Source organism: Levilactobacillus fujinensis (genome assembly GCF_003946335.1).
GTDB classification, from domain to species: domain Bacteria; phylum Bacillota; class Bacilli; order Lactobacillales; family Lactobacillaceae; genus Levilactobacillus; species Levilactobacillus fujinensis.
This window is the reverse complement of record NZ_RHNX01000003.1, coordinates 1-16,304: the sequence shown is the minus strand read 5'-3', so window position 1 is coordinate 16,304 and position 16,304 is coordinate 1. Positions and strand designations below refer to the sequence as shown.

12 protein-coding genes are annotated in these 16,304 nt (G+C 47.9%); 8 read left to right on the top strand and 4 right to left on the bottom strand.

Translation table 11 applies throughout. From position 1 onward, the window contains the following. Nucleotides 1–293: 293 nt before the first annotated feature. Both EKM89_RS01565 and EKM89_RS13980 read right to left on the bottom strand, forming a co-directional pair. Complete coding sequence (locus EKM89_RS01565) at nt 294–1,994, bottom strand: aryl-sulfate sulfotransferase (RefSeq protein ID WP_164510473.1); 1,701 nt, start codon at nt 1,992–1,994, stop codon at nt 294–296. A 659-nt stretch (nt 1,995–2,653) separates the two neighbouring features. After that, complete coding sequence (locus EKM89_RS13980; protein ID WP_164510472.1) at nt 2,654–2,794, bottom strand: hypothetical protein; 141 nt, start codon at nt 2,792–2,794, stop codon at nt 2,654–2,656. Between the two features lie 115 nt (nt 2,795–2,909). Here EKM89_RS13980 and EKM89_RS01560 point away from each other — a divergent pair, with 115 nt between their 5' ends. Genes EKM89_RS01560 through EKM89_RS01550 form a run of 3 tightly spaced genes read left to right on the top strand, consistent with a single transcriptional unit; the run spans nt 2,910 to nt 6,566 of the window. Then, complete coding sequence (locus EKM89_RS01560) at nt 2,910–4,130, top strand: acyltransferase (protein WP_125685408.1); 1,221 nt, start codon at nt 2,910–2,912, stop codon at nt 4,128–4,130. Further along, nucleotides 4,066–5,586, top strand: a complete 1,521-nt coding sequence (locus EKM89_RS01555) for an AMP-binding protein (RefSeq protein WP_125685407.1) — start codon at nt 4,066–4,068, stop codon at nt 5,584–5,586. The genes EKM89_RS01560 and EKM89_RS01555 overlap by 65 nt, the downstream gene beginning before the upstream one ends. After that, nucleotides 5,583–6,566 carry an aliphatic sulfonate ABC transporter substrate-binding protein gene (locus EKM89_RS01550; RefSeq protein ID WP_125685406.1) on the top strand — a complete coding sequence of 328 codons (984 nt, stop codon included), beginning with the start codon at nt 5,583–5,585 and terminating at the stop codon, nt 6,564–6,566. Before EKM89_RS01555 ends, EKM89_RS01550 begins: the two co-directional genes overlap by 4 nt. 476 nt (nt 6,567–7,042) lie before the next feature. Here EKM89_RS01550 and EKM89_RS01545 read toward each other — a convergent pair whose 3' ends face one another. Then, complete coding sequence (locus tag EKM89_RS01545; protein ID WP_125685405.1) at nt 7,043–8,383, bottom strand: enolase C-terminal domain-like protein; 1,341 nt, start codon at nt 8,381–8,383, stop codon at nt 7,043–7,045. Between the two features lie 111 nt (nt 8,384–8,494). After that, nucleotides 8,495–9,577 (bottom strand): CdaR family transcriptional regulator, encoded by a 1,083-nt coding sequence (locus EKM89_RS01540; RefSeq protein WP_125685404.1) that lies wholly within the window; start codon nt 9,575–9,577, stop codon nt 8,495–8,497. A 742-nt stretch (nt 9,578–10,319) separates the two neighbouring features. On the opposite strand from EKM89_RS01540, the gene EKM89_RS01535 reads away from it, so the two are divergent. From EKM89_RS01535 to EKM89_RS01515, 5 genes are all read left to right on the top strand, one after another. Next, nucleotides 10,320–11,645 (top strand): Na+/H+ antiporter NhaC family protein, encoded by a 1,326-nt coding sequence (locus EKM89_RS01535; RefSeq protein ID WP_125685403.1) that lies wholly within the window; start codon nt 10,320–10,322, stop codon nt 11,643–11,645. A 139-nt stretch (nt 11,646–11,784) separates the two neighbouring features. Then, nucleotides 11,785–12,666 carry a 2-hydroxy-3-oxopropionate reductase gene (garR, locus tag EKM89_RS01530; protein WP_125685402.1) on the top strand — a complete coding sequence of 294 codons (882 nt, stop codon included), beginning with the start codon at nt 11,785–11,787 and terminating at the stop codon, nt 12,664–12,666. A gap of 83 nt (nt 12,667–12,749) precedes the next feature. Next, on the top strand, nt 12,750–14,078 hold the full coding sequence (locus EKM89_RS01525; RefSeq protein ID WP_125685401.1) for an enolase C-terminal domain-like protein: 1,329 nt from the start codon (nt 12,750–12,752) through the stop codon (nt 14,076–14,078). A 19-nt stretch (nt 14,079–14,097) separates the two neighbouring features. After that, the gene (locus tag EKM89_RS01520) at nt 14,098–15,003 is read left to right on the top strand and encodes a dihydrodipicolinate synthase family protein (protein ID WP_125685400.1); all 906 of its coding nucleotides are present in this window, start codon (nt 14,098–14,100) and stop codon (nt 15,001–15,003) included. Between the two features lie 10 nt (nt 15,004–15,013). Continuing rightward, a complete protein-coding gene (locus EKM89_RS01515; protein ID WP_125685399.1) occupies nt 15,014–16,156 on the top strand; it encodes a glycerate kinase family protein in 1,143 nt (380 codons plus the stop codon). Nucleotides 16,157–16,304: the final 148 nt, after the last annotated feature.

Below are 16,304 nucleotides of genomic sequence, written 5' to 3'. Positions count from 1 at the left end.
ATAGCGCTTACCAACCAGATGTGAGAATGGGTCTGGGACATAACTTAAAAAGTTGCTCCCTTCAGAATCTAACAATTCTGAAAGAAGCAACTTTTGGTTAACCGCCTTATGTCCCACTCTGGGTGACGACAATCTATGGAAGTAAGTGTGATGCAGACGAGTTTGGTTTCGCGTAGGGGGAATCATCGGTGACATGAAGCTGGCGGGTCAAGCTGAGGCTAGCCGGAGTTTCGTCCCGCAAGCTCCCCCCGGTAGATGACAGTCTCGCAGTCGCAAATCAGCGACTATCGCTGCTATTTCGTCGCGTCAAAGACGTAGCTAGACGTGTAGAATGGCACCCGGTATGCCCGGTAAGCGTAGGCCTTGGCCGACACATTCTTCATGGTGGCGTTAAAGACCTGTTCGCCGCTCTTGGTGACCTCGATGATGTTACTTTGTTGGCCCCCGGCCTTGAACCCAAAGTCAATCAGGACGTTACCGTTACTTTGTTGTTCGGCGTAACCGATAACGCTGGTGAAGTTGGTCTTGCCCAGGGATTTCCCATAGGACCAGGTAGACGTGATCGTCATCTTCTTAGCGTTAACGTGGTATTTAACGGCTTGGGAGTATTTACCAGACGTGCTCTTATCGCCATTGGTGACGTCAATGTTGTTGTCGTAGAGAATGAAGTTTTCGCTGTTGGCAGAGTTCTTACCACCGTTGTTTAGGAGGTATAAGCCGTGTTGCCCACCAGTTGTGATGGTGCCCTTGGTTGGTGTCAACACGAACTTACGGTAAGCCTTAGGCCAACTGGACTTCTTCTTGCCACTGTAGAGCCATTTGATGTGGTTGGTCTTGTAATCCAACTTCAAAATTAAATCTTGATTCCGGTTAGAGAGGACGATGGAGTTGTCATTCTTGTCGTAGTCCACGGCGTTATTGTGCAGCCAGTCGATCTTGCCATCGGAACCCTTTTTAAATTTCTCCCACATGGACTTCGGCAGAATCTTCTTCAGGTCAATGACCTTCACGATTTTTCCGGTCTTGTGAGAAACTTCGATCAGCGTGTCTTCCTTGTACTTTGAACCGTCGGAAACGGTCGCTAACAAGTTGTGGTTAGGGAGTTCGACCAAGTCATGGTGAATGACGGTCGTTTCGACCCCACCATCGGTACTACTGGTCTTGTTGGCAAAGCCGTATTCCTTGTAAACGCGGCCGAGGTAGTCGGTTTCAATTAGATCATTATAAACGTCGGAATTCACATTCTTCTTTGAAAGAATCATGATATGGCCGCTCGTCCATTGCTCGATGGTATGTTGAGAATAGTTCGTGTCGTACCAACGAACGGCGCCATCAGCGTCAATGGCAAAGGGCTGTTTTGTGGTCCGATTGATGATGGTTAATTTGTTCTTACCAATGTCCATCTTGGACTTTTTGACATTTTTGGTGGTGATGGTGGCGTCCTTGATGTACTTTGGCAAGGCGCTGGTCTTCATGGTCAGCGTCTTTGTCGTCGTCTTGCCATCCTTGGTCGTTGCGGTGATCTTGACCTTGTTGCTGTAGTCGGCGTACAGGCCAACGACGGGAACTTGGTGCGTCTTGGTATAGCCACCGTTGACCGTGTTGGTGATGGATGTCTTGTCGGTCTTACCAATAACGGTGTAGGTGACCTTGACCGCGTCACTGGTCTTAAAGATAACCAGTGCGGATAGTGGGGAAGACTTGTACGGATTGATCTTAACGTATGGCTCGCTCAGTGTATATTTGTCGTTTTGTGCAGCAGATTTATAGGTTGCTGTCAAACTCTTCTGAGCGTTTTGCCGCGTCGTGATGATCTTGGTGTCCAGATTTTTCTTGATCTGGGCGGTACTTAGCGCGACCTTGTTGTTCTTGATCTTGTAACTTGAGGATGACGCGTTACTTGAGGAACAACCAGCGAGGCCAACCGTCAGAATTGCCAGGGAGGCTACGGCAAGCGTAACTAGCCGAGGGTGTTTGAATTGCAAATGAGCCATCTCCTTCAAAATAGTAAAAAAGGGGGCACTGGTCCCTAAGTCCCAGTACGCCCCAAAAGTATGTAACAGCTATAATATACGCTTTGTATAAATTAGTTATGTTAACAAAGTTGGACATTTTAACGAAAATAATGTGATGAAATTGTGAAAACAGGAAATGCAACGATAAGTTGGTGGTTATTTGCAGACGGTGAATGAACAGAGGGGCCTGCGCTGGATTTTAATGGTGGGAGCGTCTTTCTAAGAAATTCATATGTAATCTTTAAGAAACCATCAGGACGATAGTACCACGGCGATGCTATAAATGAGACATGCTACTAAAGGTTGAAAACCAAAATGTTTGCGTTACTCTTGCGACAGTCGGAATTATCACGGCTAAATTAGTGAAAGCAGCCGCACTCCGGCGTGGGGAACGCTTCCAGCCAAAGGACGGGCTTCCAGCTCACCTGAAAGCCGCCAAGATCAGGCGTCTCCCAGGTCGTCCCACGATGTAAGCTGGAAAAACCGCCGACTAACATCGTCGACACGGCTAGCTGCATCCCTGGCCTCCTCCGGCTTTGATTGTGCTCGTCAATTTCAATCACTGAATTTCAAGTGGTCGCTAAAGTTTAGGCATAAATCAATAGCGTTTCTGGTGGTATGGTCTATGTTGCCTCAGATCACTGCGTAAGCCGAGAGGTCGGCAGATATGGACTCAGGCGCGTGTTCGCACCGATCCAGCCCATATCTGCCGGCCGGTAAGCCGATGACTGGCCATTGTTGCCTAATTTTAGTCGCAGTACTGCTGTTACAACAGTCATATTAGGTGCTCTAGAACTTTCAATCTTTAGATGCTAAAAATTAAAGATTAAAGGGTTAGCCACATCGCGACTTAGCGGGGGTTAACTTTACAATTCTGTTAGGAGAGGTGAGACCGTGGCCGAACGGAAAAAACGGCGGTATCTCCATGAAGTGGACCTCATGCGCGTCATCTTCATCGGTGGGGTGTTACTTAACCACACCACGACGGCATTTGAGTCCCGCCTCGAAGATACCTCGACTAGTCAATTGTTACTGGAAGCGACGCACTTGGCTCTCCATTTTACGCGAATGGGTTTTATGTTTATGACCGGATTGGTACTTGTCTTGAACTATTATCATCGGGATCATCATTGGCTGAAATTTTGGAAGAAACGTTACTTGGGCGCTGGAGTTCCCTACATTGGTTGGAACGCAATTATTATGTTGGTGGCGACGCTGGCAGCTGGGCCCCTCGTCTGGCCAGCGTATTGGTCGCATCTGGGCGACGCGTTACTCAAGGGAAATGAGTATTACATGTACTACATCGTCGTGACCTTTCAGCTCTATCTGTTGTTTCCCTTGATCGTAAAGTTGTTTAAAAGGTTTGCCAATCAGCATGCCTTGATTCTGGGTATCAGTTTCGTCCTCCAACTGTTGCTGGTGGTTGGCATCAAGTACTGGTTACCACACGTGGACACCACGAACTGGTGGTATCTCTTCAAAGACTACGGGGTCAACGTGTTGGTCTACCAATTCTACTTTATTGCTGGTGGCCTGGTAGCTGTCCATTACGATGCGGTGGTTGCTTGGGTCAACCAGCATCATCGCTTGCTGGGGTGGGGCACCTTGGGCCTCTCTATTGGGACGGTGGCCCTGTATTTCGGAGATAAAAACATCTTGCATCTCAGTGCGGCGGCGACGTTCTCTGTGCACCAGCCGTTTATTTTCATCTATGATGTGGTCATTATTCTCTTTGTTTTCTGGCTGGGCCTTCAGTACGTGACGGCGCGCCAAGGTCGGCTACCCGAGTGGATCGATCGTCTGATTCAGGCGTTTTCCAAGGTATCGTTTGGTATTTATCTCACGCAGAGCCTGCCAATTTTTCTACTCTATGGTATTCTGGGCCGCGTCAACGCCCCGGCTTGGGTCGTTCTGGCAGCTTTGCCGCTGGGCTATCTGCTGGTAGCGGGCGGCGCGCTGGGTATCTCTTGGTTCTGTTATAAGGTTCCGCCATTTGGCATCCTCATTGGTCGGCCAAATTGGCACCCGTTCTCGAAAGGAGCACATGCACATGTCAAAAGTCACCTTAAAATTAACCCAACAGCTAAAGCAAGCATCAACTCAGAGAATCATTAAGGACGAGGAACAAGACAAATGGTTCACCGGTGCCGAACTAGCGGCGGATGTGGATCAGTTGGTCGACCAACTCCGCGGTCTGAATATCGGCCATGGCGATGTCGTCTTTGTCTGCCTGCCCAACGCCGCGCTCTACCCGGTCTTAACGCAGGCAATTTGGGAAATTGGAGCGGTCATGAATCCAGTAGCCGCTAAGACGCCCGCTGCCGAACTCCAAGAGGAACTGGCAGCACATGATTATGCCGCTATCATCGTTTCGGAGCCACTCGTATCTGCTGCATTGGTCGGTCGCGACACGCGGCAGGCCACGTTAACCTTAAATACCGCAGCGCAAGTCACTGTGATTCGAGATTTACAGGTACCGGGGCACGTGGCCGCAACGCCGACAGAGGAGGACCTGGCACTGATTCTGCACACCTCCGGAACCACCGGTAAGCCGAAACGGGTGGGCCTGACCCACAAACTGATTCTCCATGGTGCCCAACATGACATTGCCAGCCACCGCTTAACGGCCGCCGACACCACACTGATCACCATGCCCATGTTTCACATCAACGCCCAGGTCGTTTCGGTGCTATCGACACGGCTATCCGGTGGAAAAATTGTGATTACGCCGAAGTTTAGTGCCAGTCATTTCTGGCAACAGGTCCAAGCCAATCACGTGACCTGGACGTCCGTGGTTCCCACAATCATTAATATTTTGTTGCTAAATGAACAGGCACGGACGGCTTATACGGATGAGACCCGACTGCGATTCGTCCGGTGTTCCTCGTTTTCCCTGCCGCTTGAAAAGTTAACGGCCTTTGAGGACATGTATCACACCCGTATCCTGGAGGGCTACGGCATGACCGAAACGGCGAGTCAGTGTACGTTGAATCCGTTTGACGCACCAAAGATCGGTTCTGTGGGGCAACCTGTGGGAACCGACGTGGCGATTGTTGTTGGCGATGATTTTAGCAGGGTAGCCAACCGGTCCGGTGAAATTGCGGTTCGGGGTGACCATGTGATTCAGGCCTACCTGGATCCACACCCAGAATCCTTTAAGGACGGCTGGTTTCTGACCGGTGATCTCGGTTACTTTGATGACGATGGCTACCTCTACATTAACGGCCGCAAGAAGGATATCATCAGTGTGGGCGGCGAAAAGGTTGCCCCGGCACACGTTGAGGATAAATTAAGTAAGCTAGATTTCGTGAAAGAGGTAACGGTGATTGGCACGCCGGATGAGCTCTATGGTGAGGTCGTGACGGCAGTGGTCATCCCACGACCGGATAGCGAGGAGCCAGCAAAATTGGAAACCGCCATTTATACGCAGGCCCAAAAGACGCTGGCGCCCTATGAGCAGCCGAAACGGGTCCTATTTGTGAATGACTATCCTCGCAACGCAACCGGAAAGGTTTTACGACCGAAGCTGCGGCAGCAACTCGAAGAAGAATGGTTAGGTGAAGGCGCATGAATCGAGTAAAAAAGCGACTTTTGAAGTGGGTAGTTGCCGTCGTCCTCATCGTGTGGGGCAGCGTTGCATTTTATGGCTACCAACAAACGACGGCCAGTACCAGTAGTGAGAGTGGTCTAACGACGGTTACGATTGGCTATCAAAAGGGTGATCCCGTCGACATTGCCAAGCAACGCGGTCAGTTCGTTAAAAAAATGAAGGCTAAGGGATATAAGGTTGTCTTGAAACAATTTCAGGATGGTAATTCCCTGATGCAGGCGTTAAAGACGGGCAGTATAGACTATGCGCGGACCGGAGATACACCACCGGTAAACGCCCAAGCAGCGGGGACCAAGCTAGCCTATGTGGCGGCGGGGTCGTCCAAGTCTAAGGGAACCGGTATCTTGGTCAAGAAGACCAGTAGCATCTCGTCGATCAAAGACCTTAAGGGCAAGAAGATTGCCTATACCAAAGGAACGAGTTCCCAGTATATGGTGATGAGTGCCTTGAAGAAAGCGGGGTTGTCGAAAAATGACGTGACTTGGGTCAATATGGACCAATCATCGGCCAGTGTGGCGTTTGCCAAGGGTAAGGTCGATGCGTGGGCCACATGGGATCCGTACACGGCACAGTCCCAGCTGACACAGAATGCTAAGCTGCTGACGAATGCGGTCGGGATCACCAATAATCGTGACTTCATCCTTTCCACACAGAGTTATGCGAAGGCGAATAAGCAGGTCTCGAAGTATGTGATCAAGTACCTGCAAGAGGATATGAACTGGGCCAACACCCACCATGCAAAATTAATTACGATGATGAGTAAGTCATTAAAACTCAAGAAATCGGTGGTTAAGAAGATGGTGGAACGCCGCTACTATAGCATTACGGGCATGAGTAAAAAGGTTGTGCAGGAACAACAAAAAATTGCCGACCTGTTCTACGAGGAAGGTATCCTGACCAAGCACGTGACCGTTGCGGACGATGTGACTTATCTAAAATAATTCAAAGCGCCTGATAGGGCCAAGTCTATTTACGACTTAGGCCTATCAGGCGCTTTAATGTCTGACGGAAAATGGAAAAGTTTGACGAGTAGTCGAAGCCGGCCACCGGTTGGTCGTATGTTTCGGCAATATGGGGTTGGGAATCTAAGGGAGTGAAGGATCCAGAACATCTAATATGACTGTTATTACATCGATACGGCGGCCGAAATTTGGCAACGTCGTCCAGGCATCGCCTTACCAGCCGGAGTGTGACAATTACCATTAAATTAGGGTGCAACTTTTAGTTTGGAAATACGAAGAGTCTGGGATAAAACCCCAGACTCCTTTGGTATCTTCGAATTTACAGTGCTGAAACGTGGGACAAAAGGCAGCTGACTCCGCTTAAAACTGATAACCAAACAATCCAAACCCGGGATTATTCGGTTATCAGCCTTAATGCTCGCCAGCTAATCGCCTGTTGTCCCACTCTCTGATAGTTAATGTAATAATGTCGGGGTCTTTGGATCGAAAGTCCAGTTTGGAATCAGGTACTGCATGGCCTTAGCGTCGTCACGACCGTGGAAACTAAGTTGTTCATAAAGTTCGTGAGCGGCGGCTAGCTTGGTATCATTGATATCGATACCTAAACCGGGACGCTTGGGAATAGCAATTTCGCCGTTTCTAATGTTTAAGGCATTATCACACAGTTGTTGTCCGTCTTGCCAAACAAAGTGGGTATCGATTGGTGTGATGTTGCCAGGGGCGGCTGCAGCGACTTGTGCGTACAAGGCTAACGTAATATCGAAATGATTGTTGGAGTGGGATCCCCAAGTTAAGCCCCAATCATTTAAGATGCTAGCAACCCGTAGGCTACCCTCGATGCCCCAGAAATGTGGGTCGGCCAAGACGATGTCGACGGATTTCATGAGCAGGGTGGGGTAGAGCTGTTTCCAATCGGTGGCGATCATGTTAGTTGCCACAGGTTTGTGCGTCGCATTTTGATAGAAACTGAGCACTTCACGACCGGAGAACCCATTTTCTGGTCCACAGGGATCTTCGGCGTAGGTTAACGCGTCACCATACTCTTTGGTAAGTTTAACGGCTTCATCGAGAGTCCAAGCACCGTTGGGGTCAAGGTTGATCCGCGCGTCAGGGAAGGCTTCGTGCAAGGCTTTAACGGCCTTCATTTCTTCGGCACCATCTAAGACCCCACCTTTGAGCTTGAAGCAACGGAAGCCATAACGGTCTTTCATGGCTTTGGCTTGTTCAACGATGCCAGCAACTGTTAGTGTTGGCTTCCGTCGCAACTTACCCCAAGCATCGGAGTTGTCGTCATTTTGAAGGTAAGGCAGGTCCGTTTGGGTATGATCACCAATGTAGAAGAGGTAGCCTAACATTTCTACGGCGTCACGTTGCCGACCGGAACCGATAATATCACACAGCGGAAGATTGACAAATTTACCGTACAGGTCGAGCAGCGCGCATTCCACGGCGGCTTCGGCATGGACGACGTACTGAAGATTACTGATATTTAATTGTTGAATCCCAGCACCTTTGTCGGCGTCGGGGTGAGCGACTTGACGTTTCATGTCGTTCAAAATACCCCGATATTCCGTAATTGGCCGACCGATGATAATAGATTTGAACGAATTAAGTGACTTAGTAATCACATCGCCACCATGAATTTCACCGATACCCCGGTTTCCAGAATCATCAGTAATAATCACGATGTTTCTGGTGAAATAAGGATAGTGAGCACCACTAAGGGTCAGTAACATGCTATCGTAACCAGCAACGGGAATGACTTGGACATCAGTAACTTTTGGAATAACGACCATCTTGAACAGCTCCTCACAAAGTTTAATTCTATTGTAAGCGCTTAATTGTTGGGAACAATCAGTCAAAATAACAGGATTAGAAGTTATTCCTTGTGCAAACTGGTCGAATTATTAATTAACTCGTGAGACCACGGGTTTCTTCAAGTTATGGTGGTAACTAGCGTCCTTGAAGTATAGGTAGCCGAGGTAAAGTTCAAAGAGCTCGATTGTATTGTGGGGATCAAGATCGAAATCTTCTTTAATTTTGCTAAGTCGATAGCCCAGGGTATTACGGTGAATGTGCATGGCTTTGGCGGTCTGAACCATATTGCCGCTGTGCCGAATGTACATGCCCAAAGTCTGAATGAGGTCACTACCAGATTCACTGCCATTCGCGTCCTGAAATTTTTCGACGATGGGCGTCAGTGAGAGGTGGCTACTCAACAATGTGTCAATAAAGGCAACTTGGCTATAATTAATCTGATCGGGGCGGTCGAAGACATTACTGATGCGCAGCGTTTGGAGGGCTTGGTTGACAGACAAGCCAATGTTGGCGTTGGGCAGACCAATACCTAAGCTAATTTTCTTTTTCTGACAGTAGTTCGTAAACCGCTCGATGGTGACTGATTGCCGCGTGAGAACGATAACCGTGTTAGCAGACAATGAAATTTGAAAATCAGTGGGATCTAATAAGCTCATTGGCAGTGTTTTCAACTGCACGGCAATCGCTGTACGTTCCTTAAGAATATCGATGCTTAACTGGCTGGCCTCCAGCAAAAGATCCGTCTTATTTTCGATGTGGTCGGTGACTTGGGACCACTGGTAAAGGAAACGGTTAAGCGCGGTTTCCTTTTTCTTTTCCCGCAAGTTATTTTGGTTTTGGCTCAGTAAGAGTTCTGTGGCAACACGGAGTAAGGAGGCAAGGGGTGTGACCTTTTCGGGATCACCTGTGATACCAATGACCCCAACGATCGCCTTGTCGAAGAAGATGGGCATATTGATACCCGGCTGACCGTGTTGTCCAAAGGATTTGGCCATCGGTAGCGTCTTCTTTTGTTCAATCGCATCGAGCGCACCGACGTGTAAGGTGTTAATTCTGGTCTCGTCACCACTAGCAATCACGTAGCCGTGTTCATCCATCATATTTACGTTGTATGGAATCTGGGCCATCATCTTGTTCACGATGGATTGTGCCAATACGGGATCAATTTTCATAAGTAAATTACCTACTTTCTCAATAATAATCAGGCGTGATAAAACAAAACGAGGACGTGATGAAACACAATTAGTTGTGAAAACTCCCCGTTAAAATATAGAGAAAATACAAAGAATGTGCCAGGTCAGGCACTATGTAGGGAGATGATCCCTTAGACTTAAGTGTACGCATTAATACCAAATAAGTCAGCAATTAGTTAACGTTTACCGCTAATTGACGTCACTTTTCGATTAATGGGTAAAACTTAAACGGCATATTTAAAATCTAGGCAGATGACCAACCAATCAGAATGAAAATTAGCACTGATGGCAGCCAAAATTTGAGATTAACAAATTGAAATTCAGTGAGCAACCGCAGGAAAGTATAAAATGATAGCGCTAACATTAGGACCTAAATTCGACGATTTTAACTGAATTGCAACCGATTGTGATGTTGTCATCAAGCAATTCTAAGGCATTTTCGTAAGGAACACAAGATTTTTTATCTTAGCAGTGAAAGCGTCTGTCCTCTATTTAAACGCAGATGATTATTTTTTTCAACTCCTGCACAATTGCTTTTATCGCAATATAGGAAGCGCAACCAAAATCACAAAAATTCAAAGTGGATTTTGGGCATTATGTCAGTTGTTCGGCTCTTGGATTCCGAATAGTATAAGGAGCGTAAGGCATGCTTACTTCGTTTCATTGCTCACTAAATAACATTTTGCTTAAAAAATAGTTTCGAGAAAGTTGGCGAGTTCGAATGAGTTATCCGGCAATTATTGGTTTCGTTATGATGATCGTCATTGTCTGGGTTTTGTTAAAGCAGAAGACCAGTACGATGTTTGCCTTTACGGTAATTCCAATCATCGGTGCAATCTTAGTTGGTGCGTCACCAACTGAAATTGGGGGCTACTTAACGAAAGGACTGGGGATGACCACCCCCGTTGCCCTGATCATGTTATTCTCGCTGCCATACTTCTTACTCATGGCAGATACAGGATTTTTCAACGGCATTGTCCGTCGTATCCTGAAACATATTAACTTGAGTCCAATGGTCTTGACCTGCTTAACCTTGCTGGTTGCCATGATCACTGGGTTTGATGTCAGTATCACGTCCATTTACTTAATTACGATTCCATTGATGTTACCGTTCTATCAGAAATTGCACATGAAACCGATCATTCTGGTCTTCCTGACCACGGTCGGGGCCATCAACACGTTCGATGTGCCATGGAGTGCCCGGATGTTGCGGAGTGCTTCACTGATTCCTAACGTGCCAGGTGGTGCCAATCACTTGTTCAGCATGATGTTCCCAACACAAATCATCTTTACGGTGCTGTTATTCGCCATGGCCATCTTCTTGGGCTACCGTGAACAACGCCGAATCAAGAAGGAATGTGCCACAACTGATATGACTGCCGGTAAAGTCGACATCAGCGATATCGTTGATGACCCTGAATTGGCACGGCCAAAGTTCTTCTGGATCAACGTTGCTTTAACTGTTTTAGTTATCTTGGCATTGTGCTTAATGCCTTCTGTACCTTCATACTACGTCTTCGCCTTCGGGTTAGTTATTGCGTTAGCTTACAACTTCCCTGACTTGAAGCAACAAAACAAGTTATTGAAGAAGTATGCGGCTTCCTTATTGCCAATCATGCCAGCTATCCTGTTGTCTGGGGTCGTTGTTGGGGTTATGCAATATAGTGGCATGATGAAGGCCATGGTTAATACCTTGGTCAAGATCATTCCAAGTTCCATGGGACCTTGGGTCTACATCATCATCGCCGTCTTCAGTACACCACTGATGTTCATCTTCACCAACGATACCTGGTACTATGTGCTGATGCCAATCGTTGTTTCTCTGATGAAGGCTTACGGTGTACCATCAGATATCGTTATCATCACACTGTTTATGAACATGGGGGCCTTGTTAACACCAATTGCCCAACCACAGATTTACATTGGTGTCGACTTGACTCATGGTGCCGTTGATTTGTCACAATATGTCAAATACGCGTTTATCCCGATTTGGGGCATGAGCCTTGTCTGGATTGGCTTAGGACTACTTACTGGTGCATTCCGTTAAAATTTGTAACCGGTGCCAATTTGTGCAAATGACTAAATAACGCCACGGAAGTTAGAGAGCTTGGACCATACACTTTGTGTGGTAAGTAACTTATACTTTTAACTGTAGAAAGATAGAAATTGAAAGGGGCACATTTATTATGAAACTTGGATTTATTGGATTAGGTATCATGGGTAAGCCAATGGCAAAGAACTTGGTTAAAGCAGGTCACGACTTAACGGTCTTTGACTTCAAGGAAGACGCCGTTGAAGAATTGGTTGCGGATGGCGCTACTGAAGCCAAAACTGGTAAGGAAGTTGCTGAAAAGTCTGACGTCATCTTCACTATGGTTCCTAACTCTCCAAACGTTGAAGCAGCACTGTTTAACGAAGGCGGGGTTGCTGAAGGGTTGACTGCCGGCAAGACGGTTATCGACATGAGTTCCATTAACCCATTAGCTAGCCAAGGCTTTGCTAAGCGCTTGGCAAAACTCAACGTTGGTTTCTTGGATGCCCCCGTTTCCGGTGGTGAACCTAAGGCCATCGATGGTTCCATTGCTATCATGGTCGGTGGTGACAAGGATCTTTACGAAAAGAACAAAGACTTACTTGAAATCATGGGTGGTTCTGTCACCTACGTTGGTGCCGTTGGTGCCGGGAATACGACAAAACTGGCTAACCAAGTCATTGTTGCCCTGAACATCGCCGCTGTTAGTGAAGGGTTTGCCTTAGCTAAAAAGGCCGGCTTGGATCCAAAGATGGTGTTCGACGCGATTCATACTGGTTTAGCCGGCAGTACCGTTATGGATGCTAAGGTGCCAATGATGATTGATCGTAACTTCAAGCCTGGCTTCCGGGTTGACTTACACATTAAAGATTTACAAAATGCCCTGGACACGTCACACGCTTTACACGTCGGCTTGCCTTTGACTGCTGAAGTCATGGAAATCTTGCAAGTTGTTAAGAACGATGGCAACGGTGGCGATGATCATTCCGCAATTGCTAAGTTCTACGAAAAGATCAACGACTTAACGATCGACTAATTGGCCGAGATGAAATTAAAGAAATTGGGATTAAATTGATATCCCTTTTTCTTTTACCTTAAAAGTGAAAGGATGAACAAGTCATGACGATTCCTAAAATTGTGAAAATGGATGTTTACCCGGTTGCCGGGAAAGACAGTATGTTATTGAATCTAAGCGGTGCTCATGGACCATACTTCACGCGTAATATTGTGATTTTGACAGCAGACAACGACCAAATTGGGGTCGGTGAAGTCCCTGGTGGTGAAAAAATCACAGAGATTCTTCTGAAGTCAAAAGACCTCGTTGTTGGCAAGACATTGGGCGAGTATAAGGGTGTGCTGCAAGCAATGCGCGCCAAGTTCTCCTACTTAGATGCCGGCGGTCGGGGGCAACAAACCTTTGACCAACGGACCACGATTCATGCCGTTACGGCCGTTGAAACAGCCTTCCTAGATTTGCTAGGAAAGCATTTCCACGTGCCAGTTGCCGCACTGCTTGGCGATGGTCAGGTGCGTGAAAAGATTGATGTCTTGGGCTACCTGTTCTATGTGGGGGACAAGACCAAGACGGACCTTGACTACATTAGTGACGATGATGATTCGGATGACTGGGGCCGTGTTCGTCGCGAACCCGCTTTGACACCGGAAGCAATCGTTAAGCAGGCCCAGGCCGCTTACAAACGCTATGGCTTCAAGACCTTTAAGTTGAAGGGTGGGGTCTTCGATGGTGAACAGGAAGTTGCTGCCATCAAAGCCTTGCATGAAGCCTTTCCAGAGGCTAAATTAGACTTAGATCCAAATGGTGCTTGGTCTTTAAAGGACGCTATCCACTACGCTGAAGAACTCAAGGGAATTCTGACTTACGCCGAAGATCCTTGTGGTGCTGAAGACGGCTTCTCTGGTCGTGAAATTCTGGCTGAATTCCGCAAGGCAACGTTCTTGCCGACCGCAACGAACATGGTCGATACCGACTGGCGTCAAATGGCACATGCTGTTCGTTTGGACAGTGTTTCCGTCCCATTAGCCGATCCACACTTCTGGACCATGGAAGGCTCCGTTCGGGTCGCTCAGATGTGCCACGAATTTGGTCTTAACTGGGGGATCCACTCCAACAACCACTTTGATATTTCCTTAGCCATGGTGGCCAACACGGCCGCAGCTGCTCCTGGTAATATTTACGCGATCGATACCCATTGGATCTGGCAAGATGGTCAAAACCTGACCAAGAACCCTTATCAAATCAAAGATGGTCAATTAACTGTTCCCGCTGCAAATGAAGGCTTGGGCGTTGAGATTGACCTCGATGCTATCAAGGAAGCTAACCGCGTTTATATCGAAAATAATTTGGGTGCGCGTGATGACGCCAAGACCATGCAATACTTAGTGCCAAACTGGAAATTCAACCCAAAGCAACCCGCTTTAGTCCGTTAAAGAAAGGTCGAAATAACTCATGGATATTAGTCGGATCAAAGGTATTATCGTACCATTACTGATTCCCGTAAATGATGACGAAACTGTTAATGAACCTAAGTTACGTGAAGTCGTTGATCGTGTGATCGACGGTGGCGTCCAAGGCATCTTAGCCTTTGGTAGTAACTCTGAATTCTATATGCTGACGGATGACGAGATGGAGACCATCTTCAAAATCATCGTTGACGAAACAGCCGATCGGGTGCCGGTCTTCTTCGGCATGGGGCCTATCCGGACAAGTCACGGTGTCAAATTGGCTAAGATGGCCCAACGGTTAGGTGCTTTCGGCATTTCCGTCTTACAACCAATGTTCTTGAAGCCAACGGACAAAGAATTGTACGATCACTTTAAGACGATTGCGGAGGCCGTTCCTGAACTGCCAATGTTGCTGTACAACAACCCACGTGTTGGTTACAAGTTGAACGCGTCCTTAGTTAGCGACCTCGCCCATGATGTTCAGAACATTGTTGGTGTTAAGGACTCTAGTGGTGACCTGACCTACTTTGAAGAAGTTGTGCGGTTGACCAGTGACATCGAGTTCCGACCATTTACTGGCAAAGATACGCTGATTTTCTTAGGTCTATGTGCCGGTTCTTACGGGAGTGTCTGCTCCACCGCCAACGGATTAGCTGAACAAGTTGTTGATATTTACAATAAGTTCGAAGCTGGCGATTACAAGGGTTCTCGTGAGGCCCAATACACCTTCAACCCCGCTCGTCTGGTTCAAAACAAGGCTAGTTTCCCCGTTGCAACCAAAGACATGGCCAACTTGCTGGGCATGAATGTCGGCAAGCCGATCCTGCCAAGTCAACCATCCAGCGGTGACGTTCTGGCCGGGATGAAGACGGAAATGGATAAGTTGTTGGGGACTAAAGCCGCGAATTGAGGTTTTTGCTATGACAAGGGTACTAATTGCATCAGACTCGTTTAAAGGAAGCGCAACATCGGTCGAAGTCGCCAATTATATCGCGACGGGGGCCCATCAAGCAGATCCGACGATTCAGGTGACGACCGTTCCCATTGCGGACGGCGGTGAAGGAACCGTAGCTAGTGTCCTCGCGGCTGTTGGTGGCGAGATGCGTCAAGAGACCGTTATCGGCCCCCTTGGCCAGTCGGTTCAGGCACATTGGGGCATGATTGACGCCACCACTGCCATCATCGAAGTTGCTGAAGCAGCCGGACTCAACTTGGCCAAAGACGACCTGGATCCTATGTTGACCACCACGTATGGGGTTGGCCAATTGGTCAAAGCCGCGCTCGACCAAGGGGCACAAAAAATCTATATTGGCCTTGGTGGCAGTGCCACTAACGACGGTGGCATTGGGATGGCCCAGGCTTTAGGTGGTCACTTCTATGACGCTAAGGGCCAAGAACTGGCTTATGGCGGCAACGGGATGCTGCAGTTGGACCATGTCGATTTGACTGAGCTCGATCGTCGGTTACAGTCAGCCACCATCGTGGGGCTGACGGATGTCGCCAACCCGTTGACCGGTCCGCAAGGTGCTTCAGCCGTCTTTGGACCGCAAAAGGGCGCAACCAAGGAAACCATTCAGATTCTTGATCGCGGACTTGACCACTTGAATCAGGTGCTCATGGACTATCAAAAGCGTAGCTGCGGCAATTTGCCGGGTGCTGGTGCTGCTGGTGGAACTGGATTTGGTATTCTGACCTTCTTGGGTGGTCGCCTCGAGCCAGGGATTGAACAGATTATGCGTTTGACTAAGCTCGATGATCGGATTGCGCAAGCAGATCTTGTGATTACCGGTGAAGGTCAAATTGATGGTCAGTCCTTGATGGGTAAAGCGCCAATTGGCATTGCCCGGTTGGCAAAGAAACATCAGTTACCCGTCATCCTGATTGCCGGTAGTATTGGTGATAATATTCAGGCTGTCTATAACGCGGGGGTCGATCTCGTCCTCTCGTCAACGGTCACACCAATGTCCGTCGATCAGGCTATCGCCAACGTCCAGCCACTGTTGACACAGGCTGGGTACACGGCACTGAAGGCGTTTAACCTTGATGCGGTAGTAGTGAAATAAGATATTGAATTTTACATGGTTTTCAGATAAGACGAGACTAGCCGTTCCCCCGATTCCAGGAACGGCTAGTCTTTTATATGAAATAAAGAATATTTGGGCGCACTAAAACATAACGCTCGAATCTGCGAAAAAATTCTAGTATACTTGT